Below are 26,737 nucleotides of genomic sequence, written 5' to 3'. Positions count from 1 at the left end.
TGAGGGGAGTTTAATTTATTGGTTTTACAACGTAACAGTGTTATGTTACGATGGCTTCAAGGAGTGATAAGCATGGAAGAGGATTTGATCTCAAAGAAGCAGCTATTGGATTTAACCGGTATATCTTATGGGCAATTGTACCGCTGGAAGCGGAAGCAGTTGATTCCAGAGGAATGGTTTATCCGTAAATCTACGTTTACTGGACAGGAGACTTTTTTTCCAAAAGACATGATTTTGTCCCGTATCGATAATATTGTGAATATGAAAGATGGACTTTCTTTGGATGAAATGGCTGATAAGCTATCAGATAAGGCTTCTTTTGACAGAGTAAGTGTATCTGCTGCGGAAATTATAGAACGTAACATTGTTTCGTCGATGACGCTGGCGAAATTTGGAGAGAGGCTCGGTGTCAAGAATGGATATAGCTTCGATCAACTCACTTATTTATTGGCTGTAGATCGCCTGCTTAGTGCAGGGGAGATGAGTATGGAGGAAGCAGAGCTGCTGTTTCGAACCTTAATGGATAAAGCCTCCAATCTTGAGAGTGGCAGCTGGGAGTTATTTTTTATCCGCAAAATGGGGGTGTCATCCTTTATTCTGGCTCAGGCACCAGCGGAGTTATGGTTCGATGAAGGGGTAAAGCTGGTCAGTAAAATACTAAGTGCAGATGTAATAGAACAATTGAAAGGTAAGCTTGCTTTTAAGCTTGTTGAATAGGGGGTTAGTGTAATGGACAAACGAGAGCTGCCGGATCTGATTATAAACGGAGTCAGCGGGGGGGCAGGAGGTACTTATAACAGCGTGCGAATCGATGGTGTAGGCAAAGTAACGGGACCCATCGTGACACGAATTTTTAAAGGAAACGGGCATATGAATTTGAAGAATGATCTCTCGGCGGAAGAAGCGGAATGCAATGGAACGATGAAAGTGCTGGGCCATTTGCGTTTTAACTCTCTAAAAGTGGACGGAATGATTACTGTCGGAGAGAGCATTCGGGGAGAAAGCTGCACTCTTCATGGAATGCTGAATATCAAGGGTGATTGTGAGCTTGAGGATTTTACGGGGGAAGGAAGCTTTAGTGTCGGAGGTTTACTTAGTGCAGGACATGTAGACTTCAAACTGCAAGGGCAGGGAAAGGCACATGAAATTGGTGTGGAGAGTCTAGTGATCCGGCAAACGAATAGTGGAGTCTGGAGCAAAATGTTAAGTGGAATCATCCCTAAATTAAGATCGGAGCTGCGGGCTCGGACTATTGAAGGAGATTTTATTGATTTGGAATATACAACGGCTGATGTTATCAGGGGCAATATTGTGATTGTAGGTCCAGGCTGTACTGTTGAGCGGATAGAGTATCGTGATCAGATCACAGTACATCCTGAAGCAAAGGTTGGAAAGGTGGAGAAGATCGGTGACTGAAGAAACAACTCGGAGTAATTTGAAAATAATGGGCACAACGACCTCAGCGGGAGGCTTTTTTCGGGATATTAAGGTTACTGGGGAAGGTCATTTTGCAGGGGATGTAGATTGTGAGAAGCTAAGCCTGACCGGAAATGCCAGGGTAGATGGAAACCTGCTAATGACCAAAATGAAAATAACTGGCGAAATGACACTTATGGGTAATCTTGAAGGGGATGCCTTGCGGGGTCAGGGTGAAATTAAAGCAGCCTCCGTAAAAATCGACGATATTCATCTTAACGGTAATTTGGAGGTTAATGGTGATTGTGAAGGTGAACATCTGCGTATTTCGGGCGCTCTCAATGTGGCAGGACTGCTAAGTGCGGAGCAACTGGAGATCAATTTATATGGTCTAAGTAGAGCGAAAGAGGTTGGAGGCAGTGCTTTAACGATCAAAAAAAGCAAGACCGGAAAATTCCTGCATTTGATGAAGCAGAATCCTAAAGTGCTTTTTGAGGCTGGGCTCATTGAAGGCGATACGATAGAGCTGAATAATACAAAAGCAAATATTGTCAGAGGAGATCGGGTAATCATCGGTGTGGACTGTGAGATTGATACTGTGGAATACCGTAGTGCTTTGGAGATTCACAAGAATGCAATAGTGAGGCATCAAGTAAAGCTGTAACACATAGTTATAGATCTTTTGACAATGGGGAGTGGAATAAATGAGTGCTGCCAAAGCGCCCAATCTGGGCATTGTAATCGCAGGTCTGCTGTTAGGAATACTGATGGCCTCCATGGACAGCACCATCGTTGCTACAGCAATGGGCAATATTGTTGGGGAACTAGGCGGTATGGACAAATTTGTCTGGGTAACATCAGCTTATCTCGTAGCTGAGATGGCGGGGATGCCTATCTTTGGCAAGCTGTCTGATATGTATGGGCGTAAAAAGTTTTTTGTTTTTGGGATTATTGTATTTATGGCGGGTTCAGCGCTTTGCGGGACGGCAGATACGATTACTCAGCTGGCTGCTTATCGGGCGATTCAGGGAATTGGAGGCGGCGCGCTAGTGCCGATTGCTTTTGCCATAATGTTCGACGCCGTACCGCTGGAGACACGGGGCAAGCTGGGCGGTGCATTTGGTGCGGTATTTGGATTATCGAGTATTTTTGGTCCATTGCTAGGCGCGTATATTACCGATCATATTGCTTGGCAGTGGATATTTTATATTAACTTACCGCTTGGACTGTTGGCTTTTGTGATGGTCGTTTTCTTTTATAAAGAGTCACATGAGCATTCCAAACAACCTATTGATTGGCTGGGTGCGGGCACATTGCTGGGCTCTGTCATCTGCTTAATGTTTGCGTTGGAGCTGGGTGGAAAAGAATACGCTTGGGGCTCATCGATGATCCTCGGCTTATTTGCAGCGTTTGCTATATTGGCGGCAGTGTTCCTTTTTGTAGAGACGAGAGCGAAAGAGCCGATCATTTCCTTTGCGTTATTCAAAAAAAGACTGTACGCCGTCAGCATTCTGTGCGCGCTATTTAGTGGTGCTGCATTTATCGTGGCTTCCGTATATATCCCGATCTTTATCCAAGGTGTATTAGGGGGTTCGGCTACCAATTCAGGACTTGTCCTGCTGCCGATGATGGTCGGCTCAGTAATTACCGCCACAACGGGAGGATTCCTGATGGCAAAAACCAGTTACCGCAATCTGCTGATTCCTACGTTTGTACTTTTGGTGATCGGCACAGGGCTGGTAGCAACGCTTACTCCGGAAGCTTCACGTCTCTTGGTTACCTTGTATATGATTTTAATCGGATTGGGCATTGGCGCTTCCTTCTCTGTGTTAAGCACAGCAGCTATTCATGGTCTGACTGCGCAGCAACGAGGCTCTGCCAGCGCAACACTGAATTTCATTCGTTCGCTTGGCATGACCATCGGAATAACCACATTTGGCATTATTCAAAGCCATTATTTCTCGGGCAGTCTAACTAAGTTGCTCACAGCAAATGGAGGAGGAGCTGCTTCTGCGGGGGCTGCTGGGGTTATGGATTTTAAAGATCCGCATTCCCTGCTGTCGCCTGAGACTAGAGCACTGATTCCACCGGAAATTTTGAGCAAAATTACAGAGGGACTTTCCTCTTCCATTGCGAACACCTTCGCTTGGGCGGTTATTCCTGCTGCGTTAGCTTTGCTGGCCTCCTTTTTTATGGGGCGCCAGAAAATGGATGCCTCCGCGGAGGGGAAAGTTCAGACGCCTGGGCATTAGGCTGTGGCGAAAGGCGCGGGCATTCGAATGACGAGCGGAATGTAGTGCGCATTATGCGGAATGCAGTGGATTGGTTGTAAACAAACTAGGGTTGTAAAGTGATGGAGCAGCTTCTCATTTGAGAGGCTGCTTTTTTATGTGTGGTTGGGAGTACAAATGAGCATGAACCCTCGAAGTAAGGGAGGTGAGTTCGAAGGTTGAGTAAATGTGATGAATTCTGGAAATAAGAGCATCTGAGTCCGATAGCTGAGGGAATGTCATGGATTCAAGAATGAGTCAGACAGCTTGAGCAAATGTGATGGATTCTTGATAGAAGTGCGCCTAAGAATGATGCGTGGAGTGTTGCGGACCGTATAGTCGCTATTGCTGATTTTTTAGCTACTTTGCCGTAGTTTCGGACTGTATAGCTCTTATCGGTATGCATATGCTCGTATTTGGGCTATATTTGTGTGGATAGCTGCACCTGAGTCCGATAGCACGAGAAAATGTGTTGAAACCCGGAAATAAGCGCACCTGGGTCCGACAGGATGAGCAAATGTGATGGATTCTAGATAGAAGTGCGCCCAAGAATGATGGATGGAGTGTTGCGGACCGTATAGTCACTATTGCTGATTTTTGAGCTACTTAGCCGTAGTTTCGGACTGTATAGCTCTTATCGGCATGCATATGCTCGTATTTGGACTATATTTGAGTGAATAGCTGCACCTGAGTCCGATAGCACGAGAAAATGTGTTGAATTCCGGAAATAAGTGCATCTGAGTCCGATAGCATGAGCAAATGTGATGAATCCAAGAATGAGTCAGACAGTATGAGGGAATGCGATGTATTATCGTTAGAAGAGTTCCTGATTTAGCTGCATGAAGTGTGTTGCGGACCGTATAGTCACTATTGCTGATTTTTGAGCTACTTTGCCGTAGTTTCGGACTGTATAGCTCTTATTGCCACGGATTTGCTCGCAGTTGGACTATATTTGTGTGAATAGCTGCACCTGAGTCCGACAGCACGAGAAAAAGTGTTGAATTCCGGAAATAGCTGCACCTGAGTCCGATAGCGTGATCAAATGTGATGGATCCAAGAATGAGTCCGACAGCATGAGGGAAAGCGATGGATCTCCGAAATAAGTGTATCTGGATCCGACAGCGTGAGCAAATGTGATGGATACGTGATAGCAGGGTGCCCAAGAATGATGGATGGAGTGTAGCGGACCGTATAGTCACTATTACTGATTTTTGAGCTACTTTGCCGTAGTTTCGGACTGTATAGCTCTTATCGGCATGAATTTGCTCATATTTGGACTATATTTGAGTGAATAGCTGCACCTGAGTCCGATAGCACGAGGAAAAGCGCTGAATTCCGGAAATAAGTGCATCTGGGTCCGATGCCAAAACTATGAAGTGTGAAAGACCATAACAAATGAAGAGGACAAAGCGCACCATAGTTGATGTAGCGGACGAAGAGGACAAAGCGCACCATAGTTGATGTAGCGGACGAAGAGGACAAAGCGCACCATAGTTGATGTAGCGGACGAAGAGGACAAAGCGCACCATAGTTGGTGTAGCGGACGAAGAGGACAAAGCGCACCATAGTTGATGTAGCGGACGAAGAGGACAAAGCGCACCACAGTTGATGTGGCAGACGAAGAGGACAAAGCGCACCACAGTTGATGTGGCAGACGAAGAGGACAAAGCGCACTATAGTTGATGTAGCAGACATAGCGACCCTTAACAAAGCATATCCATCAGCGGCAGGATGACGGAAATTTCCGTCATCCTGCCGCTTTTTATAAGCCCAAAGGCATGTAGGCTCTCCATCACTAGACCCATAGCGATTAGGTAGAAAATGGTCGAAATAGATGCGAATTTGGTTCACAAGCATCAGACGGTTCTCCAGTGAGGCCGTTCTGTGATCTATCTCGTCATACGTAAAGGTTCTGATACTATGAAAACGTAATCAAAATCTGGGTATAGGAGATTCCGACATGGGGGTACCTTCTGGTGAATTACTTCCCAGCGTCGATCCGGTTCATCGATCCCGCTGGAAGATGAAGAACAAACATAAGTTGTTCTTCATGGCTTTTCCGTTTCTTGTTGTCACCTTTATTTTCTATTATCTGCCGATCAGCGGATGGATTTATGCATTTTATGATTTCATTCCCGGAATACCGTTGTCTGACACGCCATATGTCGGGTTGAAATGGTTCAAGACGATTGTATCCAATCCAACACAGACCGCAGAGGTTGTGCGCGTGCTGAAGAACACTCTTGCCATGAGTTCACTTGGACTAATTACCTCGATATTTCCAGTGATCTTTGCGATTTTCCTGACCGAAATTAAGTCAGGCTGGTATCGCAAGATGGTGCAGACGCTAACCACGATTCCGAACTTTATCAGCTGGATTCTGGTATATGCATTGGCCTTCTCGTTGTTTTCCGTTGATAACGGGGTCATCACACACATTTTAGTGCAGCTTGGAATCGTTGATGAGGGTTATAACTTTTTAGCCTCCAGCTCAAATATTTGGGTCACGATGATCATTTGGTATTGGTGGAAATCGTTAGGCTGGGGTGCCATTCTCTATCTTGCTGCAATCGCAGGCATTGATCAGGAGTTGTATGAAGCCGTAGAGGTGGATGGTGCAAGCCGGTTCCGTAAAATCTGGCATATTACCATTCCGGGTCTTATCCCAACCTTCTTTGTCCTACTGCTGCTCTCCATAGGTAACCTGGTCAATAACGGGATGGAGCAGTACTTTGCCTTTCAAAATGCGATGAATAAAGATTCCATAGAAGTGCTGGATCTTTATGTATACAATATTGCGTTCGCTAACAACTTTCCGTTTGCCACAGCTGTCAGTATGCTGAAGTCGGTCGTTAGTGTAATTCTACTGTTCGCGGCAAACACATTATCCAAGATGGTGCGTGACGAATCTATTATTTAAGGCAGGGGTGATCCCATTTGAGAAAGAAAAAACTAACTTCTGGAGAATTAATCTTTCAAATTATTATCTACACACTCTTTGGATTGTTCACCCTGTCATGCATTTATCCATTCTACTATTTGTTCATTAATACGATCAGTTCGAATGATCTTAGCGCAGCAGGGTATATCAAATTTTATCCAAGGCAGATCCATTTTGATAACTATAGTAAGGTTCTAAGAATCAGTGGTTTAGGTCATGCGGCTACAGTCTCTATTTATAGAACAGTTGTTGGTACTTTGCTCACCGTTGGATCTTCGGCATTTCTTGGGTACTTGTTCACCAAAAAGGAAATGTGGGGCCGGAGTATTTGGTACCGCAGTGTTGTAGTTACGATGTATTTCAGTGCAGGGCTGATCCCATGGTATATCACCATGCATAACTTGCATCTGACTAATAATTACCTGGCTTATATTTTGCCAACCATTATTACTCCTTTTAATATCATTTTGGTCAAAACCTTCGTCGAGGCTATTCCGCCCTCACTTGAAGAGTCAGCGTCAATGGATGGAGCAGGTTACTTCCGGGTGTTCTGGAGTATCATTGTTCCTCTTACAACACCTATCTTGGCTACGATTACGATTTTCTCAGCGGTGAATCAGTGGAATGCCTTTATTGATACGGCGTTTCTGATGACAGATACGAAATACTTTACGCTCCAGTTCTTATTATGGCGTTATTTGAACGAATCCAGCTCGCTCGCAGCCTTAATTCGTAATTCGCCAGATATGGCCGCTAGTGCAGCGAATATGCAGACTCCAACCTCAGTGCGGATGACTGTAACGATGATCGTTGTATTACCAATTTTGATCGTGTATCCGTTTTTCCAACGCTTTTTTGTCAAAGGAATTATGATCGGTGCGGTTAAAGGCTGATGGGTGGCCGCTCTGGACTAGAACTGGGTTTTCCTCTGTTATAAGCAGAGTTGAACTATAAGTGAAGAGATGAAAGGGAGGGTATAAAGCAATGAGATTAAGAAGAGCATCGCTTGTCATGCTATCCGTAATCCTGGTCTTCGTTCTTGCAGCATGTGGCGGAGGGAATAATACGGCTAACTCGGGCAAAAACACGAGCACAGAGAAACCTACGTCGGCTGCCACGAATGCCCCGGCGGAAGAGACAGCAGCACCGGATGACGGAGCGCTTGATCATTCCAAGCCGCTGAAGCTGACTGTATTCTCAACAACCGCTAACTATGCCGGTCCACAGACCGGATGGTTTGCAAAAATCATCAAGGATAAGTTCAACATCGAAATGGAGATTGTAGCTTCAAACCTAACTGGTGGAGATACCAAAATCTCTGCAATGATGGCTTCCGGAGATCTTGGAGATATCATCATTTTCGGTGACGACAAGAACCACTATCCAAATGCCATCAAAGGAAAGCTGCTCTTGGACTGGACACAGGACGGTCTTTTGGACAAATACGGAAAAGACATTTCCAGCACTTTTCCAAAAGCTATTGAAAAAGCTAAGGTAGCTTTTGGCGGTGGATCATCAGTCTTTGGTATGGGGAACAGCGTAGCTTCTAATCCATCCGGACCTTCTGAAGGAAAAGATATGACTTGGGGTCCAGACCTGCGTTTTGATCTTTACCAACAAATTGGAGCGCCAGAAATTACAAAGATTGAAGATTATCTGCCTGTGCTGAAAAAAATGCAAGAGCTCGAGCCTAAGAATGAACAAGGCAAAAAAACCTATGCTTTCTCGATGTGGTCTGATTGGGATGGCAACTATAAAATGACATTGGCTAAACAGTTCGCAAACATGATGGGCTATGACGAAATTCCTGATACTGCTGTGTATGTTAAGGCAGATGAAGAAAAGTATTATGACTTCTTATCCGAAGATAGCTGGTACATGAAATCGCTCAAACTGTATTTTGAAGCTAACCAGATGGGGCTGGTTGATCCGGACTCTATGACGCAAAAATTTGACGATGTTGTTGCGAAATACAAAGATGGTCGTCTATTGTTCTCTTGGTTCCCATGGCTTGGAGCTGCTAACTACAATACACCAGAAAGAACAGCCGAAGGTAAAGGTTTTGCGCTGGTTCCGTTCAAAGATGAATTGATGTATTCCACAGGCTTCAATGTTTACGGTGGTAACGGTATTATTGCAATCGGCGCAAAAGCTAAGGAGCCTGCTAGAATTATGGAATTCATTAACTGGATGTACACACCGGAAGGTGCAATGATTTCTGCAGGAAGTGGTACAGCAGTACCAAACGGACCTCAAGGTCTGACTTGGGATATTGATGCAAACGGCAAACCTGCAGTGACTGATTTTGGTTGGAAAGCTTATACTGATCAACAGAATACTCAAGTTCCTGCTGAATACGGCGGTGGTGACTACTACTATGGCTCCAATCAAATGAACTTCTCGTTTGTGGTTCCGGCGATGGTGAATCCAGAGAATAGTGAGCCATTCGATCATAATCTGTGGACAACAACCCTAGAGCGTAACCCATCCAAGCTTGATAGTGACTGGAGAGCGAAAATGGGCGTTCTGACTCCTAAGGAGTATTTTGAGAAAAACAATCTATTGGCTGTAGCACCACAAGGCTTCACTGGCAAAGAACCATTAACCATGGATAAAACAGTGGAACAAAAGAATAAACAAATCGGCACGGTTATTCAACAGATTTCCTGGAAAATGGTCTTTGCTAAAGATCAAGCGGAATACGACAAGTTGAATAAAGAAATGCATGATAAGGTAAATGGTCTTGGGTATTCCGAAGTTATGGAATTCTCGATTAAAAAGGCTGAGGAATTGTTCGAGGCCCGTAAAAGCGTTAAATAAACACGGCTAGTAACTATAAAATAAGGCGGGGCGGCGTGGAGGCTGTTCTGCCTTATTCTATTCAATTAAGGATAAATGTGGTATTCTCACATTAATATAAAACGCTTTCAAATAGAAAGAAGAGGATAATCCAGATGGTAAGAGTACCCCTGCGGAGTCATACTCCAGCTGTCAAATCCTTACGCAATACCTTATTTATCTATCTAGTAATCGGAACATTACTTCCGCTTCTCTTAGTAGGATTCGTAACCTACACCTCTATTTACTCCATCCTTTCAGGTAAAATTGGCAACGGGATCAGCGCTAGTCTGAGACAGGAAGCCTCAAGCCTGGAGAATGCCATCGACAATATGGATTTTGCCTCCAAGCAGTTTGCTCTGGACGGTCAGATTGTGCAGGAGATGTCCTCATTTATTCAGGAAAAACAAATTTTTCGCAAATCGCAAATGATGAATTCCATCAACCAGAAGATCAATCTAGTCAATTTTACGAACCCTTATATTGGACTTACAGCCTACATTATGCCGGACAGCGATGATCCCGTTCTGTTCACCAACATGAGCGCACGCAGAAATTTTGATATCAGTACATTGCCGTCTTTTATGCGATATAACGGGGCTGACTATTATGGACCACATCCCACTATGTACGCTGTTGGTGATAATCTCGTATTCTCGGAGCAGCGGATTGTCCGTGTGCCGGGCCAGCATAAGCTTTATATTTATTTGGAGACGAATTATAGTTTGTTTCGCAAAATCTTCAATCAGGAGTCCTACGGAATGAAAGTAAATCATCTGCTGGTCAATCAGCAAGGTAATAGTACAAAAGTGATCGATGGCAAACTTCCGCTAAGTATTATTAAAGCTGCGGGAAGCAACTCCAATCTCACCCATGAAACGCTAAGTGGATATCATCTGTTTCGTTACGCGAGTCCTCAGGGCTGGAAGCTTATTGCCGTTGTGAAAAAATCAGAATTCAACAGTGAAATTTATTCTTGGTTTTATAAAATGATCTTACTTGCCTTCTCCACCCTTCTTTTTGCCGGATTTCTGGCTTGGATCATCTGGAGGAAAATTTATGGTCCGTTGCGTAAGGTCAACCTTGAAATCAACCGAATGGCGGAAAATGTTACCGCTCCGGTAGCCTATACGAATGTGGAAGAATTTGATTTCGTGCTTACCAACTTTCAGCAGATGAAAAAACAGGTGAATGAGCTGATTGTTGCGGTTGCCCATAATGAGAAACAGAAAAGCCAATTTGAGATTGAGAAGTTGCTCAGCCAGATCAATCCTCATTTTTTGCATAATACCTTAAATACGGTACAGTGGATGGCCCGGTTAAACGGCCAGAAGGAGATCGACAAGCTGGTCACTCTTCTTGTAAAGGTGCTGCATTATAATCTGGGCAAGCAAAGCATCATTGTTACCATTGGCGAGGAAATTGAAGCGATTCGAAATTATATGGAGCTGCAGCGTATTCGTTATGATTATGAATTTGAATTTAACGTTGAAGCTGATGAGGATGTATTGTCTGTGGCTGTCCCGAGATTTTTGCTTCAGCCTCTGGTGGAGAACTCGATTTATCATGGATTAAGCGATAATGGCAAGGTAGATGTTGAGATAACGAAACATGGTGAAGGAGAGGTTCAGCTATGTGTGAGAGACAATGGCGCTGGGATGGATGCAGATACATTAGATCAGCTGTTGTCTGATGATGGAGCGAAAAAAAGGGGACTTGGAATTGGTTTTTCATATGTAAACCGGATGCTTAGAACCTATTATGGAGAACAAATGAAGCTAGAGATGTTCAGTAAGCCAGGAGAAGGTACGGTTGTATCCATTGTGATTCCGAGGAAAGGTAAGGAGGACTTCGATGATTAAGGCTGTAGTTGTCGATGACGAGAGACTCGTGCGAAAAGGCTTCATATCCCTGATCGACTGGTCATCCTTAGGGATTGTTATAGTTGGAGAGGCAGGTGATGGTAAATCTGCTTTGGAGCTGCTTCAACAGCAGGAAGTAGATTTATTATTTGTGGATTTGACCATGCCAGGCATTTCAGGCTTCGAGCTCATTAAAATGGTTAGACAACGGTTCGCAGGCATTCGCTGTGTTGTCCTTACTTGTCATCATGAATTTGACTATGTTCAGGAGGCTATGCGTTTAGGAGCCGTTGACTATATTGTAAAAACACTGCTTGAGATGGAAAATGCGGATGAAACCATCAGACGTCTTGTCGATCGTATTAAATGGGAGGACAATACACGGGATGCGCTGGTTCGTGGGGAAAGTAAACGTATGGCTGCTGATAAGGCTCTGCTGTATTTGCCCCTATATCATCAGTGCAATGAAGAAGAATTATTTCAGCTGTCCAGCGTGAAAAATAATCCGCTCATTACTTTTCATGAGATGTGGATGTCGCCCTTATTACATCGTTTCTCAATAGATGAGAGCAAACGTGAGCTTAAGATCCAGCTATCCGGACGATGGCAGACCGCGCTGATCAGTGGATTGAGAGATCAACCCTTGCAGGAACTGGAGGAACAGCTCACTGCGAAATTACACCGTATTCTATTTTATCATCCTGAACCTGAGGATTTGACCTCATTGAAATATGAAGACATAAAGAAGGAACCAGCGGCTCCCTACTCAAAACAAGAGTCGGATAATCTGCTGGAGCAAGCACAGAATTTGAAGTGGACAATTGATGGAAATGAGTGGGAGAAATTTGTAGCAAACATACTTCAGCAGAAACCCCGTTCTGATCAGTTTCTGGCGTTTGCACACTCTCTAATACAAAGCTGGAGCTCTTTACTATTAAAGCCTGAAGATGCTGCTCAACTGGAAAGGGACATCTCCCATAATCTGAACTGGTGCTATTGGAAGAACTGGCTGCGGCGATTTTCTGATCATGTGGGACGAAGAATGCTGGAGCTTGGATTAACTAAAGAGGTTATGTCTTGTCTTATTCGCGCAGTTCGTTATATGCAGAGCCATGCAGGTGACAAAATCAATCAGAGCGACGTAGCAGCCGTCATTAATATGAGCCGTGGTTATTTCAGCCAATGTTTCGCTCGTTTTGCCGGAGAGACATTTGGTGAATGTTTACGGGGAATGCGGCTGGAGCTTGCCAAATCACTGCTGCTGGAGACTACTCTTCCCGTCTGTGAGATTGCTTCGCGGTCCGGTTTTGAGGATGATCGTTATTTCAGCAGATTATTCAGAGAACGTATTGGTAAATTACCAAGTGAATTCCGTGCGGAGGGGAAAAACCAAATATGAAATTTTGGAAATCTATCCTCCTAGTGTGTCTGGTCATTGGAATGACATCATGTCGTGACAATATTGGTATTGTAGATTCGGTTGCAAGCCCTCAGGCAGGGGATGAGGCTACTTCTATCGCTTATAGCAAATATGAGGATCCGATTGTGATCCGAGTAGGGTTTAAGGTTCCCGACTCGCGGCTTAATACAGGTGACAGCAACGATAACAATCCAATCACCCGTTATTTAGAGAGCATTACGAATATCAAAGTGGTTCACTCCTGGGAAGCGAAGGGTGAGGATGCTTTTACGCAAAAGGTACAGCTTGCCATTGATAGCAACGATTTGCCTGATGCCATGGTTGTGGATCGTGATCAACTGAAGAAATTAATTGATAATGATATGATTGAAGATTTGACAGAGACTTATAAAATATATGGATCTGAACTTATCAAGGATATGTACAATTCTACAAAGGGGGAGGCATTAGAGGACGCTTCCCGCGATGGTAAACTATATGGATTACCGAATGTAGCTATTGATGCTGACTCTCCCGTGCTGCTCTGGGTACGTCAGGATTGGCTGGAGAAGCTGGAGCTGCGGCCTCCTCAAACTTTTGAAGACATCGAGAAAATTGCCAAAGCTTTTATTGAAAAAGACCCTGATGGAAATGGAAAAAGAGACACCGTCGGTCTAAGCGGCTACAAAAATATTGTATATGGAACTAAACCATTAGTTAATGGTCTGGATGCTGTGTTTAGTGCATTTCACGCTTTCCCCACGAATTGGATTAAGGATAACAACGGCAATATCGTGTATGGCTCCATTACACCAGAGACCAAACAAGCGCTTGCTAAACTTGCTGATTGGTATAAACGCGGGTTGCTGGATCCGGACTTTGCACTATATAAGGAAACTCAGGAGCCTATTATTACAGGTAAATCCGGGATGTTTTTTGGTCCTTGGTGGATGCCTTATTATCCTTTATCAGAGGCAGTGGCTTTGGATACGAAGGCAGAATGGAGAGCATATGCAGCTCCAGTTGACGATTCCGGTAAGTTTGTCGCTCATTTAGCGCCGGTAACAGATCGATATCTTGTTGTGCGTAAAGGGTTTGAACATCCTGAGGCTGTAATCAAGCAATTAAACGTGTTTACAAGACTCGAAAGAAGACAGGATCCTAATCAAGAGGAGGTAAAAAAGCTGGGTGATTTCTCTGCGCAGACAGGCATTCAGCTGCGTGCATATTATCCGTTCGATCTTCTGATAGATTATAGGGATGCGATTGAGAAACATTATGCTGATATCCAGCAGGCTTTGCACGGAAAGATAGACCCGGATACATTAAATTCTGATACCCGGCTCATTTATGATCAATGGGTAGCGGAAACAGAGCAGCCCAAAAAAGATCTAGAAGGCTGGAAAGCAGCGAATGCGTATAAATATGGAGTAGCTGTGTTAACCTCAACTGCTATAGAGGGAGTGCGTGGGGTCTTTTATGGGAACACCCGACTTATGAAGACTAAATGGCCGGAACTGCAGAATCTGGAGAATGAGACGTTCTTAAATATCATTGTGGGTGATTCACCGCTTAGTGATTTTGATGCGTTTGTAGCTAAATGGAAGAGTATGGGCGGAGAAGAGATTACGGAAGAAGTTACTGAGCTTGTAAAGCAAAAGTAAACGTGGGATGCCTCAACAGCCTAATGGCTGTGGGACATCCTTTTTCTTGTGTTCTATTCTTCGTTTTTGCTGATTTTTTGCAGCAGGAAATGTAGTTGCTCTACTTCTTCATCGGTTAAATGGCCCACAAGGCTTTTATTAAATTCATCTAAGATGGACTGTAAAACTGGGAAGAAATTGATGGCTTTCGGGGTAGGATATAGAAGGTGAGAGCGTCGATCATTAGGATCGTCTTTGCGCTCGATATACCCCGAATTCTCTAATTGCTTCACAGAACGTGCTGTAGTTGCTTTATCGAACTTCAATTCGGCAGTTAACTGATCCTGAGTAATGCCTGGTCGAGAAAGAATCAATTTAAGAAAGCTATGCTGTCCACCACTACCGATTCCATAGGGGACAAATTGCTTAACCAGTTTCTTTTGATTTTGACGGTGAAGATGGGAAATTAGCTTCCCGATAGGCTCTCTTGCCAATATAGACACCTCTTTGGGTTATATGTTCGCTCATTTGTTGCTTTGAAATAAAGTGTACAATAAAGTCGTTGCGCACGCAACTAAATTGTTGTACACTGGGTATGGCGAGTTTGGTTGCGTGCGCAACTAAACAGTGATTATTAATATTTAATGAGGTGTTAGTTATGAGTTCTGTAAGTGCAACCTATCAGGAGGATAAAGAAATTCAGAAGAAGCGCTGGATGATCTTAATTGTTCTGAATATTTTTACGTTTATGTCCACCCTTGATGGTAGTATTGTCAATATTGCTCTGCCTGAGCTATCCAAACAACTGAAGCTGCCCATGGCGCAAATCGAATGGGTAACAACAGGATATTTAATGGCAATCTGTGCGGCGATCCTTTTCTTCGGCAAGCTTGGAGATATCGTAGGAAAGATTCGAATTTTTAAGATTGGCACGATTGTATTTGTTATTGGATCTATGCTGTGTGGGCTTAGTGTAAGCTTACCAGCCTTAATTGCTTCGCGCGTAATTCAAGCCTTAGGTGCTTCGATGACCATGGCGAACAGTCAGGGAATTGTTACGGATATCTTTCCTGCCACGGAGCGTGGTAAAGCCCTTGGTTTCATTGGTACATTCGTGTCTCTGGGAAGTATAGCCGGTCCAAGTCTAGGCGGGATTATGGTTTCCACCTTAGGCTGGGAGTATATCTTTTGGGTAAACGTCCCTATTGGCCTGATCGCTATATTTTTTGGATGGAAGGTATTGCCTAAGGATTTAACGAGAGTGAAATCTTCGATTGATGTGCCGGGCAGTTTACTGTTCGCTGTCTTTATCATTACTTTGTTCGCAGGATTATTACTAGGTCAACAGCTTGGATATGGTAACAGCTTAATTGTTGCATCAATAATTGTTGCTGTAGTCAGCTTCGTTGCTTTCATATGGATGGAGCTTCGCAGAAAAGAACCGCTGTTGCAGCTGTCATTATTTAAGAATCCGTTGTTTTCTTTAAGTATCTTATGTGGTTTTCTCGTATTTACAGCGAATTTCTGCTTCAATATTATCGCGCCGTTTTATGCACAGAACATGCTTAATTTATCGCCATTCTATGCAGGCTTTTTGTTAATGCTGTTGCCGATATGTATGGTAGTCGTGGCTCCAATGAGTGGAGCGCTATCGGATAAAATAGGCTCGGAATTTTTGACTTTTGCAGGGCTGGTGGTCATGGTTATTGCGCAGTTCGGATTAGCACAGCTTCATGTAGGAAGCTCTGTTGTGCTGGTAGGTGTGTGGATCGCTATGCTGGGGATAGGAAGTGGTCTATTTCAATCGCCGAACAATTCGCTTGTCATGTCTAAGGTACCAAGAACACAGCTTGGTTCTGCGGGTAGTGTCAATTCGTTAGTTCGTAATGTGGGTATGGTTGTCGGCATAACAATTGCTACTACAATTCTTTTTCAAGTGATGAGCAGTAAAGCCGGCTATAGGGTGACAGGGCTAGTTCCTGGTCGGCCAGAGTTATTTATCGAGGGCATGCATGTAGTGTTTGTAACCTCGGCATCGATATGTCTAGTGGCTGCTTTATTAACTGGCTGGAGATTGGTGAGTGCAAGAAGCGCCAGAGTGCAGTCATCGGAAAGATAACATACCATGAAAAAGATCCTTCTGGCGCTACGGCTAAGAAGGATCTTCTTTGTGATGAAACTGTAAGGCTTCCTTAACGGCTTGCAAGTATTGATATTGATAACGTACATCCGGTTCTAGGTAGGCCCCTTCAGCCCATTCATTCCAGGCGTTGATATAAATATATTCACTTTTGAACATTTTTTTGGCGCGCTCAATTTGTCGTGAAAGGTATTGGCCGAATTTTTGAGGATTAGCGCCTAAGGTGCTTTGTCCGGCAGGGCCTTTACGTGGTGTGTTATCCCAGTTGACAAAGGCTCCCGGATATATGATTTCTCCGTCTCTATGGGGTGTCCGCTCCAACATAGATTCCCATAACTCATCATAATCAATTACGATATGCCTCTGATCCTCCACCTGCTTTGAGCTCCATAAATGCTTAACCCCGCCATGTGCGAATGTGTAATGCGGCTCAAATTCCAGACTGGCATCGAATCCTTGCTCTTTCTTTAGGGGGAAACCGCCCAGTGTCCGGACCAGATGAAGTCCTTTAAGTCCGTTCTGCAGAGCCAATTCGCGCCAATATTGAAGCATTTCTTCACAGTGCGGGATACTAGCAGACCGATAAATGATAAAGACAGGCTTATCCTCCACCCGGATATAACGATCATCTTTGAAGGCTTCCAGTAAAGCATAAAAGTGCATTCGCCAATCCCGTTCTTCTCCGTATTCCTGTGGCATCAGGACATCCTCTTCGGTGCCATCCCAGCTACGTGTCCAGGGTTCGTTAGCCCAAGAAAGGCAAAAGGGGAAGTCAGGCTCTTTGCTCGCAAGAATCTGCTGAACCGGTTGTTCCAGCAGTCGCCTGCCATTAAACCAATAGTGATAATAACAAAAACCGTAAATGCCATGAGCCTTTGCGGTCTCTGCCTGCCATTGTTTCACTTTAGGATCCGTTAAATCATAGTAGTTATTATTTAATGGCTTCTTGGGCTGATCATGTTCAGGATAAAGGGCTGCAGCCTTCCTGACATTCGTCCATTCTGTAAAACCCTCACCCCACCAGGAATCGTTCTCTGAGATCTGATGAAACTGAGGCAATACAAAAGCAATGCATTTCAAGTCAGGTCACCCCCTATGGTTCCTTGAATATTTTTCTCAGCAGTAACTTTCCTTGCTGGATATAAGAATGGTTATATTTAAGTTCCTTTAGGGCACGAGAGGCAGAAATTCTTCTTTCTTCACTATGTGAAAAATAGTGCTTAAAGCTATCGGAGAGCTCTTTGAAGTTCTGGAAACGAATGAGATCTTCTTCTGCAATTCGGTAATTATGAAGATGGGGATGATCCTCCACTAACTGAAATACACCGCAAGCGGTGACCTCCATAATCTGCTGCACAGAACCAGTGCAATTGATGACGATTTTTGCTCCATTATAATAGCTGGACATATCTTTACTATGGGTGATATCAATGAAATTTCTGGGGGGTTCCCAACCACGCCCGTCAATCCTTACCTTAAGGCCTTGAAGTAGGTCTGAATACGCCAACGTGTAAAGCACACTATCGATTTGAAAATCGCCCAGAATGAGTACATCACTCTGATAACAGTCCTCCACACGTCTTGGATAATAGAGATCCGTATCCGCAGCATATGGGAGATAGCTGGAGTGTTTGCCCCATAAACCCTGGTAATAGATCAGATTAGCTATGTTCTGTGTGAAAATATAATCGAATAACAATGCCAGATTACGTTCTGTTGGAGTAAGACAAGCGGCATCTGCCATCCATACCGCTTTGGGAACATTGGAAGCTTTCAGAGCAGGGAGGTTCTCCTCCGGAAATAGGGTCTCCGATCCTAGAGCTAATATTAGATCAGGTTGAAAATGGGCTAAATATTCCTCCAGATTATGCTGGAATTTAATAGCAAGTACTTCTTTGACCAGATGCCTTAGTTGATCTTTAAAAAGTCGTACATTAGGCATTTTACCGCTTGCCTCTGTAGGAACCAGCAGCAATATTCTTAATTGTTTGAGTTCCCGTTGCAAAGGCTCTGCTCTATAAGAGTTCATCTCTAGGATGAGGTTATGGTGTTGCGATGGATTAACTTGGCTGATGGTGACTTCGTGACTTGAAGGCCTTTCAGGAGTGAGCCTATTAGCTGTCTTCTTCATAATTCCTCCTGTGTTCTGTGGAGCCAGTCGTCCGCTCTAGCACCGAGTCTTGCTAATCATTATATGTGTAGGGGGTTATTTTGACTTTAGGTATAAGACCATTAATCAGAGTCTCGAAGATAAAAAGCGGATTTAGTGAAAGCTGTATATCTATCTATGACAGGGCTGGCTTGTTTAACATAAGATATACTATAAAACCTGAAAGGGATGATCGCCTTGCCAACCTTCGATAGCGTTCTAGTTACAGGAAGTCAGACCATTCAAAATGATCTGCACGTTAATGGAAATGAGACTATCGATTCGAATCTGCATTTGAATGGTAGTCAGACTATAATGGGAAGCCTAAATGTGAACGGCAGTGAATCCATACTCGGTCATCTGGGGGTAACCGGTGAAATTAGCGGGGCAGGCACCATCAGAGCTGCAACCCGGTTGATCGCTACGAACCAAGCAACATTGCCACCAGGCGCTCCTACCAGCCTGCAACAGGTTCGATACTTTTCTGTAGGTGCTGTAGGCCAGACGGGTCTCGTGCTGAAGGGCACAGATGGAAATGATTATGTATTATTTATCGATTTGACTGGCGGAACGCCTAATATCGGCATTCAACGGGCTTAATCAAGATAAACTAATATTCTCAGCTTTAGAATATAAAAAAACAGCAAGTCTCCTATGTATAAATAGGGACTTGCTGTTTGAGGTTTCTGTTAATTCTTAAAGCTATGAATTGGAGCAGGGATTCGTCCGCCACGATTAACGAAGTTCGCGCAGTTGAAGCCATTCACTGCCATAACTGGTGCATATCCGAGCAGGCCGCCAAATTCGACCATTTCACCAACGTCCTTGCCGATTACTGGAATCACGCGAACCGCAGTGGTTTTGTTATTCACCATGCCGATTGCAGCTTCATCCGCGATGATGCCGGAAATGGTCTCCTTGGTGGTGCTTCCGGGGATAGCGATCATATCCAGTCCCACGGAACACACACAGGTCATAGCTTCCAGCTTCTCTAGTGTAAGGGCACCCCGCTGAACCGCTTGAATCATGCCGTGATCTTCACTGACTGGAATAAAGGCTCCACTAAGTCCACCTACATAGGAGGAGGCCATTACGCCACCTTTTTTAACATTGTCATTTAGGATCGCCAGAGCAGCGGTTGTTCCCGGAGCGCCAGCTTCCTCCAGACCCATGACTTGAAAGATTTCGGCAATGGAATCTCCGATTTCTGGAGTAGGAGCTAAGGATAGATCGATAATCCCAAAAGGAACATTCATCCGTTTGGAAGCCTCTTGAGCAACTAGCTGACCGACACGTGTGACTTTGAAGGCTGTCCGTTTAATGGTTTCACATAAGGTTTCAAAATCCTGCCCTCTAACCTCTTCAAGCGCACGTTTGATTACACCAGGACCGCTGACGCCAACGTTGATGACACATTCCCGTTCACCAACCCCGTGAAATGCTCCGGCCATAAAAGGGTTGTCCTCAACTGCATTACAGAAAACTACCAGCTTGGCGCAGCCGATGGAATCCCGATCCTTGGTGCGTTCCGCAGTTTGGATAATGATGTCGCCCATTAATTTCACAGCATCCATGTTGATTCCACTTCTGGAGGAACCGACATTGACCGAGGAGCAGACTCTTTCAGTGACTGCCAATGCTTCTGGAATACTGTCGATCAGAATACGATCGCCTTTGGTGCAGCCTTTTTGTACAAGTGCAGAGAAGCCGCCGATAAAGTTAACGCCTACCTCTTTTGCAGCCTTGTCCAGGATTTCAGCAACAGGTACATAGGTATCTGTCTTCACCGCACCAGCGGCAATAGCGATGGGTGTGACAGAAATCCGTTTGTTAACGATAGGAACCCCAAATTGTCTTTCCAGATCTTCACCCGTCTTTACGAGCTTTTCAGCGGATCTGGTGATTTTGTCATATACATTTTGATTAAAGGTGCGCATATCCGTGTGGGCACAATCCATGAGGCTGATCCCCATCGTTATGGTACGCACATCCAGATTCATTTCACGAATCATCTTATTCGTTTCTTGTACTTCCACTAGTGATATCATGGTCAGCCATCCTCCTAGATTCGGTGCATAATATTAAAAATATCCTCATGCTGAAGCTTGATTTCCACGCCAATCGATTCGCCAAGCAAATGTAATTCCTCTACAATATTCTCAAAAGCTTTAGTTGAGCTAGAAATGTCTACAATCATCATCATGTTAAAATAATCTTGAACAATCGTCTGCGAAATATCCAGAATGTTCAAATTGTGTTCGGCTAGATATGTACATACTTTAGCGATAATCCCTACTTTATCTTTTCCTAATACAGTAATAATCCCCTTCATGAATACAGCCTCCCTTTGTATTTGTTGATTTCACCGTGTATACGGAATGAACCATTCCAACTATTATTGCAAATGATGAAACAAGCTTCAACCAAAGGTTTTTTGTCAGTTTGATTAAATATTTGTTTTGGCAGCTGAAATTATAGAAAATTCATTTGACAGCCTATAAAAAATGTGATGAACTGAGAGTTTGATATGATAGTCTGAAGGAGTAAATATGACTACACAAAAATATAAAGACATGGTTGAGCAAAGAACGAAGATGACCCTCCAGGAATGGACGGAACAGGCGGAAGTGAAGGAAAAGGACATTTATCGTTTTTTGCATAATTTAAAAGGCACTGCTGGAACTGTCGGATTACCAGATGTCGAACAATTTGCCGAGGATACGCTGCCCTATTTCATGGAAAGCAGTCTTAAGAGTTGGTCAGTCGAGGAATGGGGGGATTATTTATATCCACTGATTCCATTGTTTAATGTCCATTCATTGGCAGCTTCAAGCTCTGTCAAAGCATTGGATAAAAAGGGACCTGCTGAGACACTCACGCAGAATGATATTCTTCTTATCGACGATGATGTAGAGTTAGTTGCTTATCTGAAAGAGTCGTTGGAGAGGCAGAATTACTATGTAAGCATTGCCTTATCTGCTGAACGGGGACTCAAAATCTTTTATGAAACGAAACCAGATCTCATTCTGCTGGATATTCTTTTACCGGATAAAAGCGGGATTGAGGTGTTGAACCAAATTATCGGCAAGGCTAAAAAAGAACGAATTCCCATTATCATTATAAGTGGGGAGTACTCCAAAGCGACGCAAATGCAGGCGTATTCGCTGGGGGTGATGGATTTTTTGCCGAAGCCTGTAGATATTGATTTATTTCTGGTATTGATCAAAAATCGCTTTCAGCTCAAAAGAGAATGGCAGGAGTCCATCATCGTGGATGATTTGACCGGCGCATTCAATCGCAAACACTTCAATCAAGTCATGAAGCAGCTGATTGGTGATTTTAAGCGGACCAACCGCGTATTTTCGTTAGCGCTGATTGATTTGGATTATTTTAAAAACGTTAATGATACATATGGTCACCTAATCGGAGACGAAGTGCTGCAGGGCTTTTCCGAGCTTGTGAAGAATTCCATCCGTCTGGAGGATACCTTTTGCCGTTATGGGGGAGAAGAGTTTGCAGTATTTTTACCTCACACGGATGCGGAATCTGCAATGTTGGTTATACAACGTATTCAAGAGCGGTTTGCGGCGACTGACTTTTTTGCGAAAAATGAAATCTTTCATGTGACTATCTCTAGCGGGATTTCTGAGGTAACAGATGCCGAGAATATAGCCGATAAATTGATTGAGGAAGCAGATCAGGCTCTTTATGCCAGTAAGCATGCTGGAAGGAATCAGACAACGCTTTATTCGGACCATTTATCCACTACTAAAAAGCATTCGGTTCTGAATGTGATTGTTGTGGATGACGATACGCTAATTCGGAGAATTGTGACCAGTCAGTTCGCCATTTGGGAGCCGGAGAATATTGCTGAGGTGAAGGTTAGCAGCTATGCGAATGGGCTTGATTTCCTGCAATCGGATTGGTATGCCGTGGATGAGAAGTATATTATTTTGCTGGATGGTGTGATGCCTGATCTGGATGGAGTAGAAGTTCTGGAAAGAATCCGCAAAACGTATCCGGAAGTAAATATATTAGTGATCATGTTGACGGGAAGGAATAATCAGGCGGATATTGTACATGCCCTGCAGATGGGTGCCGATGATTATGTAGTCAAACCGGTCCATATGCCTGAGTTATTGTCGAGGATAGAGCGGTTGGCTCATAGATTTTTGTTCTAATTGGGTTCTGAATATGTTGTGAGCACCAGGAGAGATCTAAAGCGGAGGGAACTAGGCAGCTATGCAAAAGGTAATGGTAGTGGATGATGAAGAAGTATTACGAATGTTAATCGTAGACACCTTAGAAGATTTGGAAGACGTGGAGATCCACACTGCCGAGAACGGATTAGAGGCGCTTTCAAAATTGTCACAGGATCATTATGATTTGGTGATATTGGATTATATGATGCCTGAAATGACAGGGATTGAAGTCCTAGGCCAACTGGATGATGAGAAAAAGAAGGCTACAGCTATTTTAATGTTAACAGCCAAAGCCCAAGATGTAGATCGTCTTCGAGCGGTAGATGCAGGCGCACGTTATTTTATGCCAAAACCTTTTAGTCCGATGGAACTCTTGCAGATTGTGGAGGGGATCCTAAGTGACAAAGGGTAGCAGCTCTAATCACAGTATTAAAAATAGATATTTTCGTATCATTGCCTTGGTTTTTTCGTTAATCATTCTTATGGGATCTGTATTTTTGTTTTTCATAAACAATGAGCAGAACAAATTAAGTAGAGACCGTGAAGTTCTGCAAAATAAGGCGGACACGATTAACGAATTGGCGACTGCGTTAAATGAGGTTTTTTTCCGAGCGAGGGGATTCAGCGCACTTAAGAGTAACAATGAATTAGAGCTCTTAAACTTAGGACTTGTTAACTTTGATAAGATTCTGGATACCTATTCTAATCTCAATTTATCTCCGGAAGAAGCCTTGTTTAGAGATGGTTTGAAAGCATTTTATGTTCAGTACAAAACTAAAGTTTTGCCGGAAGCGATTCGGTTTGTCGAGGCAGACGATTATGTGTCTTTGAGAGCTCTATCCGCAGATGGCAACACGAAATCAGTAAATGATTTTTTAATGTATACAAAAGAGTACAAGCAACGATCCGATGCCGCTTTAAATACTATGGCTATGGATTACATCAAACGTGCCAATGAATTTACCTTTATCGCATTCTTTTTCAGCACGATTATTCTGCTAATCTTCACCTTTATGATCTGGCGGATTCTGAAGAACCTAATAGATCCTATTCTGAAGCTGGAAGGGGCAACCCATTCCCTGGCTGCAGGAGAAGAAATTCTTCTGGGCAAGCTTAAGAATCAAGATGAAATTGGCCGACTTTATGATGCTTTTCTAAATATGGCTAGAAGTATTCAAGATAAAGAAGAAGAATTGATGATGCAGAATGAAGAGCTGCATGCGCAGCAGGATGAACTTCAGGATCAGCAATATAGGCTGCAGCGCTCGCTTAGTGAAATTGAGAGTATGATGAAAGCCTTGGATCAATCGTCTGCGGTGGGGATCCTTACTGCTAAAGGTGTCTTTACCTACGCGAATGATAATTTAAGTGGATATACCCGCTATAAAAAGTCTGAGATTATCGGTTACACCTATAAGTTATTTGAACTTTATAATCTCTCTGATGAGGGTTATCAGAAAATCTTTAACAAATTAAATACAGGCGGAGTGTGGAACAATGAGCTGCAGATTCTAGCCAAAGACGGATTGCCCATCTGGCTGCATCTGACGATTGTGCCGTACCTGAATGAAGAGGGTGTGATTTATCAATACATCCTTATTGCGAACGATATCACCTCAATGAAAAGCGTGCAGCAGGAGCTAGCCGAAACGTTAAAAAACACAGAACAGACCAAGATGATGCTTGAACTTAATAATCAGCTCAATCATGATATTACTTATACTTTGGATAAACATGAATTTGCGGATAAGTTTATTGAGTTTATGCATCGACTGTATGCCTTTGATTCGAGTTTCTTCCTGCTTGTGAAAGATAATATCGCGGCTGTGAAAGGCATTCCCCAGGAGAATGTGGAGCGTTATCTTGATCATGAGAATAATGAGATGTTATATCGCTTGCAAGCGGAAAAAACGTACCTAATCAAGCGCCTGGCCACACAATCAGAGCAAGGGATTTCTGCGAGTGAGGTCTATGTTTACGACTTCTACACTACTGTTGTGAACGCAGAGGATGAGATTCTTGCAGTGTTCTGTGGCAGCCGGATTGGTCATTCCTTCAGCAAAGAAGAGATTAATGAGGTTCAGGGGATGATGAACCGCGTAGCGCTGGCGATTGAACGTTTATTCATGTATGAAGAGATTGAACATGGACGAAAGCTGAATCGGGACATCGTAAATAATGTGAACGAGGGCATACAATTTGTGAATACAGAAGGTATGCTCCTGCAGATGAATAAAGCGTTGAGCAACATTTTTAATTATGAGTGGACAGAAGGAGCTTTGATTCCCCGTCAGAAATGGATGGATTATTTCATTGAGCACTCGAATGAGAATCATGAACTTCGGATGTTTTTTGAAAAAGCGATTGCTGAGGATGCTCTGGAATCGAGCAGCATGCAATACTCCATTGGAACTGAATCGATGAAGCATATTGATGTGTATGCGATCCCTGTATTCCGTCGCGAACTGCGTATTGGTACATTGTTTGTCTACAGAGATATCACTAGAGAATATGAGCTGGACCTTATGAAATCTGATCTTGTCAGTACGGTAAGTCATGAGCTAAGAACACCGCTATCGAGTGTACTTGGTTTCACAGAACTGTTATTATCTAAGACCATGAAGCCTGAGAAGCAGCTTAAATATCTGGAGACGATTCATAAAGAAGCTAAACGACTGACGGAGCTCATTAATGATTTTCTTGATTTGCAGAGAATGGAGTCAGGTAAGCAGCAATATATCACGGAGCATTTGAATCTCAGTGAAATTGTATTAGGCGTAATTGATCAATATAAACTGAGCAGTACCCATCATGTACTCCTAGTGGATGAGGCTTTGAATGCGGATGTTGACGTGGACAAGGATAAGATTGTCCAAGTTCTGACGAATCTGTTAAGTAATGCGATTAAATTCTCGCCTGATAACAATGAAGTTAAAGTACTGCTGCATAACGAGTCGGATAGAATTATTGTACGTATCCAGGATAATGGTCTTGGCATTCCTAAGGATCAAATAGGACAGCTATTCCAAAAATTCAGAAGAGTGGATAATAGCGCCTCTAAAAGAATTGGAGGAACAGGACTCGGGCTTGCCATCTGTAAGGAGATTATTGAGAAGCAAAAGGGAAATATCGGTATAGATTCCGTTGAAGGAGAGGGCACTACCGTCTGGTTTAGCCTCCCTATCCTCCATGCGGAAGCGAGCCGGCAACAGGATGAGCTTAATAAATGGAGCACCGATAAAGAGCTCAAGCCTAATGTGATGATCGTTGAAGATGATTACAGTCTATCGTTGCTTTTATCAGAAGAGCTTAAAGGGAAGGGCTTCCGTGTTACCCATCATTACCATCCACAGCAAGCTTTTGATCAGGCCTTGAAAACACCATTTGTGGCGATTGTGGTAGATTTGATGTTGGGTGAAGAGCTGGATGGCTGGGATTTGATCCGAATGCTTAAAGAAGATCCAAGAACTGAAAATATACCTATCGTTATTTCTTCTGCTCTGGATCAATCGGATAAGAATCAATTAAACGATGTAATTCAAAAATATTTAACTAAACCTTATCCACCCGGCGAGCTGTCGAATACGCTTGAGGAGATAGTGAAGATTAAGACGGGGAGCGGCGAGGTGTTATTTCCCGAAAGTAAGCAAAAATTATAGCTTTTATTTATCACAATATTTTATAAATAGTATCACTTTTTATAATGAAACCGATCAAAACAGGTTAAATCATACTGTTTTGATCGGTTTTTAAGTACTTTATAGATTATTTTTCAATAAAATACAATTATTAGGGTAAATCGACATCATTGATCGTTTACAATTATTGTGATAGCCTGATTTCATGAGGTACGGATCATCAGAAGATTTCATGTTTA

The 26,737-nt window shown here is 43.4% G+C and carries 20 protein-coding genes; 15 read left to right on the top strand and 5 right to left on the bottom strand.

Annotated features, from left to right (window positions below; translation table 11 throughout):
* Positions 1-72 precede the first annotated feature (72 nt).
* The 10 genes from MHI25_RS20730 to MHI25_RS20685 all read left to right on the top strand — a co-directional run bounded on the left by MHI25_RS20730 (position 73) and on the right by MHI25_RS20685 (position 14,390).
* Positions 73-717 (top strand): YhbD family protein, encoded by a 645-nt coding sequence (locus tag MHI25_RS20730; RefSeq protein WP_076301777.1) that lies wholly within the window; start codon positions 73-75, stop codon positions 715-717.
* A 12-nt stretch (positions 718-729) separates the two neighbouring features.
* Positions 730-1,416 (top strand): hypothetical protein, encoded by a 687-nt coding sequence (locus MHI25_RS20725; RefSeq protein WP_076305540.1) that lies wholly within the window; start codon positions 730-732, stop codon positions 1,414-1,416.
* Positions 1,409-2,080, top strand: a complete 672-nt coding sequence (locus tag MHI25_RS20720; protein WP_280753041.1) for a hypothetical protein — start codon at positions 1,409-1,411, stop codon at positions 2,078-2,080. Before MHI25_RS20725 ends, MHI25_RS20720 begins: the two co-directional genes overlap by 8 nt.
* A 40-nt stretch (positions 2,081-2,120) precedes the next feature.
* Positions 2,121-3,668, top strand: coding sequence for an MDR family MFS transporter (locus MHI25_RS20715; protein ID WP_076278179.1), 1,548 nt, complete (start codon positions 2,121-2,123; stop codon positions 3,666-3,668).
* 1,978 nt (positions 3,669-5,646) lie between these two features.
* On the top strand, positions 5,647-6,606 hold the full coding sequence (locus MHI25_RS20710) for an ABC transporter permease subunit (RefSeq protein ID WP_076130774.1): 960 nt from the start codon (positions 5,647-5,649) through the stop codon (positions 6,604-6,606).
* Between the two features lie 17 nt (positions 6,607-6,623).
* Positions 6,624-7,520: a carbohydrate ABC transporter permease gene (locus tag MHI25_RS20705; protein ID WP_036685756.1), complete on the top strand. Its 897-nt coding sequence runs from the start codon at positions 6,624-6,626 to the stop codon at positions 7,518-7,520.
* A gap of 91 nt (positions 7,521-7,611) precedes the next feature.
* Positions 7,612-9,447, top strand: coding sequence for an extracellular solute-binding protein (locus MHI25_RS20700; protein WP_248548518.1), 1,836 nt, complete (start codon positions 7,612-7,614; stop codon positions 9,445-9,447).
* Between the two features lie 134 nt (positions 9,448-9,581).
* On the top strand, positions 9,582-11,327 hold the full coding sequence (locus MHI25_RS20695) for a sensor histidine kinase (RefSeq protein WP_076130772.1): 1,746 nt from the start codon (positions 9,582-9,584) through the stop codon (positions 11,325-11,327).
* Entirely contained in the window at positions 11,320-12,726 is a 1,407-nt protein-coding gene (locus tag MHI25_RS20690; RefSeq protein ID WP_339281191.1) for a response regulator, read from the top strand. Before MHI25_RS20695 ends, MHI25_RS20690 begins: the two co-directional genes overlap by 8 nt.
* On the top strand, positions 12,723-14,390 hold the full coding sequence (locus MHI25_RS20685) for an extracellular solute-binding protein (protein WP_339187776.1): 1,668 nt from the start codon (positions 12,723-12,725) through the stop codon (positions 14,388-14,390). Before MHI25_RS20690 ends, MHI25_RS20685 begins: the two co-directional genes overlap by 4 nt.
* A 53-nt stretch (positions 14,391-14,443) precedes the next feature.
* Here the strand turns inward: MHI25_RS20685 and MHI25_RS20680 are convergent, their stop codons facing one another.
* A complete protein-coding gene (locus tag MHI25_RS20680; RefSeq protein WP_076309285.1) occupies positions 14,444-14,863 on the bottom strand; it encodes a MarR family winged helix-turn-helix transcriptional regulator in 420 nt (139 codons plus the stop codon).
* Positions 14,864-15,027: 164 nt separating this feature from the next.
* On the opposite strand from MHI25_RS20680, the gene MHI25_RS20675 reads away from it, so the two are divergent.
* On the top strand, positions 15,028-16,488 hold the full coding sequence (locus MHI25_RS20675; protein ID WP_340394143.1) for an MFS transporter: 1,461 nt from the start codon (positions 15,028-15,030) through the stop codon (positions 16,486-16,488).
* A 33-nt stretch (positions 16,489-16,521) separates the two neighbouring features.
* Here the strand turns inward: MHI25_RS20675 and MHI25_RS20670 are convergent, their stop codons facing one another.
* Together MHI25_RS20670 and MHI25_RS20665 are read right to left on the bottom strand one after the other, a co-directional pair.
* Positions 16,522-17,589, bottom strand: a complete 1,068-nt coding sequence (locus MHI25_RS20670; protein WP_076130767.1) for a glycoside hydrolase family 99-like domain-containing protein — start codon at positions 17,587-17,589, stop codon at positions 16,522-16,524.
* 13 nt (positions 17,590-17,602) lie between these two features.
* A complete protein-coding gene (locus tag MHI25_RS20665) occupies positions 17,603-18,640 on the bottom strand; it encodes a glycosyltransferase (protein ID WP_076309286.1) in 1,038 nt (345 codons plus the stop codon).
* A 207-nt stretch (positions 18,641-18,847) separates the two neighbouring features.
* Here MHI25_RS20665 and MHI25_RS20660 point away from each other — a divergent pair, with 207 nt between their 5' ends.
* The gene (locus MHI25_RS20660) at positions 18,848-19,258 is read left to right on the top strand and encodes a hypothetical protein (RefSeq protein ID WP_248548519.1); all 411 of its coding nucleotides are present in this window, start codon (positions 18,848-18,850) and stop codon (positions 19,256-19,258) included.
* Positions 19,259-19,347: 89 nt separating this feature from the next.
* Here MHI25_RS20660 and MHI25_RS20655 read toward each other — a convergent pair whose 3' ends face one another.
* Together MHI25_RS20655 and MHI25_RS20650 are read right to left on the bottom strand one after the other, a co-directional pair.
* Positions 19,348-20,703: a PFL family protein gene (locus MHI25_RS20655; RefSeq protein ID WP_248548616.1), complete on the bottom strand. Its 1,356-nt coding sequence runs from the start codon at positions 20,701-20,703 to the stop codon at positions 19,348-19,350.
* 17 nt (positions 20,704-20,720) lie between these two features.
* On the bottom strand, positions 20,721-20,990 hold the full coding sequence (locus MHI25_RS20650) for an ACT domain-containing protein (RefSeq protein WP_036685776.1): 270 nt from the start codon (positions 20,988-20,990) through the stop codon (positions 20,721-20,723).
* Between the two features lie 217 nt (positions 20,991-21,207).
* On the opposite strand from MHI25_RS20650, the gene MHI25_RS20645 reads away from it, so the two are divergent.
* The 3 genes from MHI25_RS20645 (at position 21,208) to MHI25_RS20635 (ending at position 26,519) form a co-directional block, all read left to right on the top strand.
* Complete coding sequence (locus MHI25_RS20645; RefSeq protein ID WP_076130764.1) at positions 21,208-22,839, top strand: diguanylate cyclase; 1,632 nt, start codon at positions 21,208-21,210, stop codon at positions 22,837-22,839.
* Between the two features lie 61 nt (positions 22,840-22,900).
* Positions 22,901-23,272 (top strand): response regulator, encoded by a 372-nt coding sequence (locus MHI25_RS20640; protein WP_076130763.1) that lies wholly within the window; start codon positions 22,901-22,903, stop codon positions 23,270-23,272.
* Between the two features lie 70 nt (positions 23,273-23,342).
* Entirely contained in the window at positions 23,343-26,519 is a 3,177-nt protein-coding gene (locus MHI25_RS20635) for an ATP-binding protein (RefSeq protein WP_340394140.1), read from the top strand.
* Positions 26,520-26,737: the final 218 nt, after the last annotated feature.

The sequence above is a fragment of the Paenibacillus sp. FSL E2-0177 genome (assembly GCF_037992975.1).
GTDB classification, from domain to species: Bacteria; Bacillota; Bacilli; order Paenibacillales; family Paenibacillaceae; genus Paenibacillus_AQ; species Paenibacillus_AQ odorifer.
Note: the sequence above shows the minus strand (reverse complement) of the source record. Positions and strands in the feature narration are given on the sequence as shown.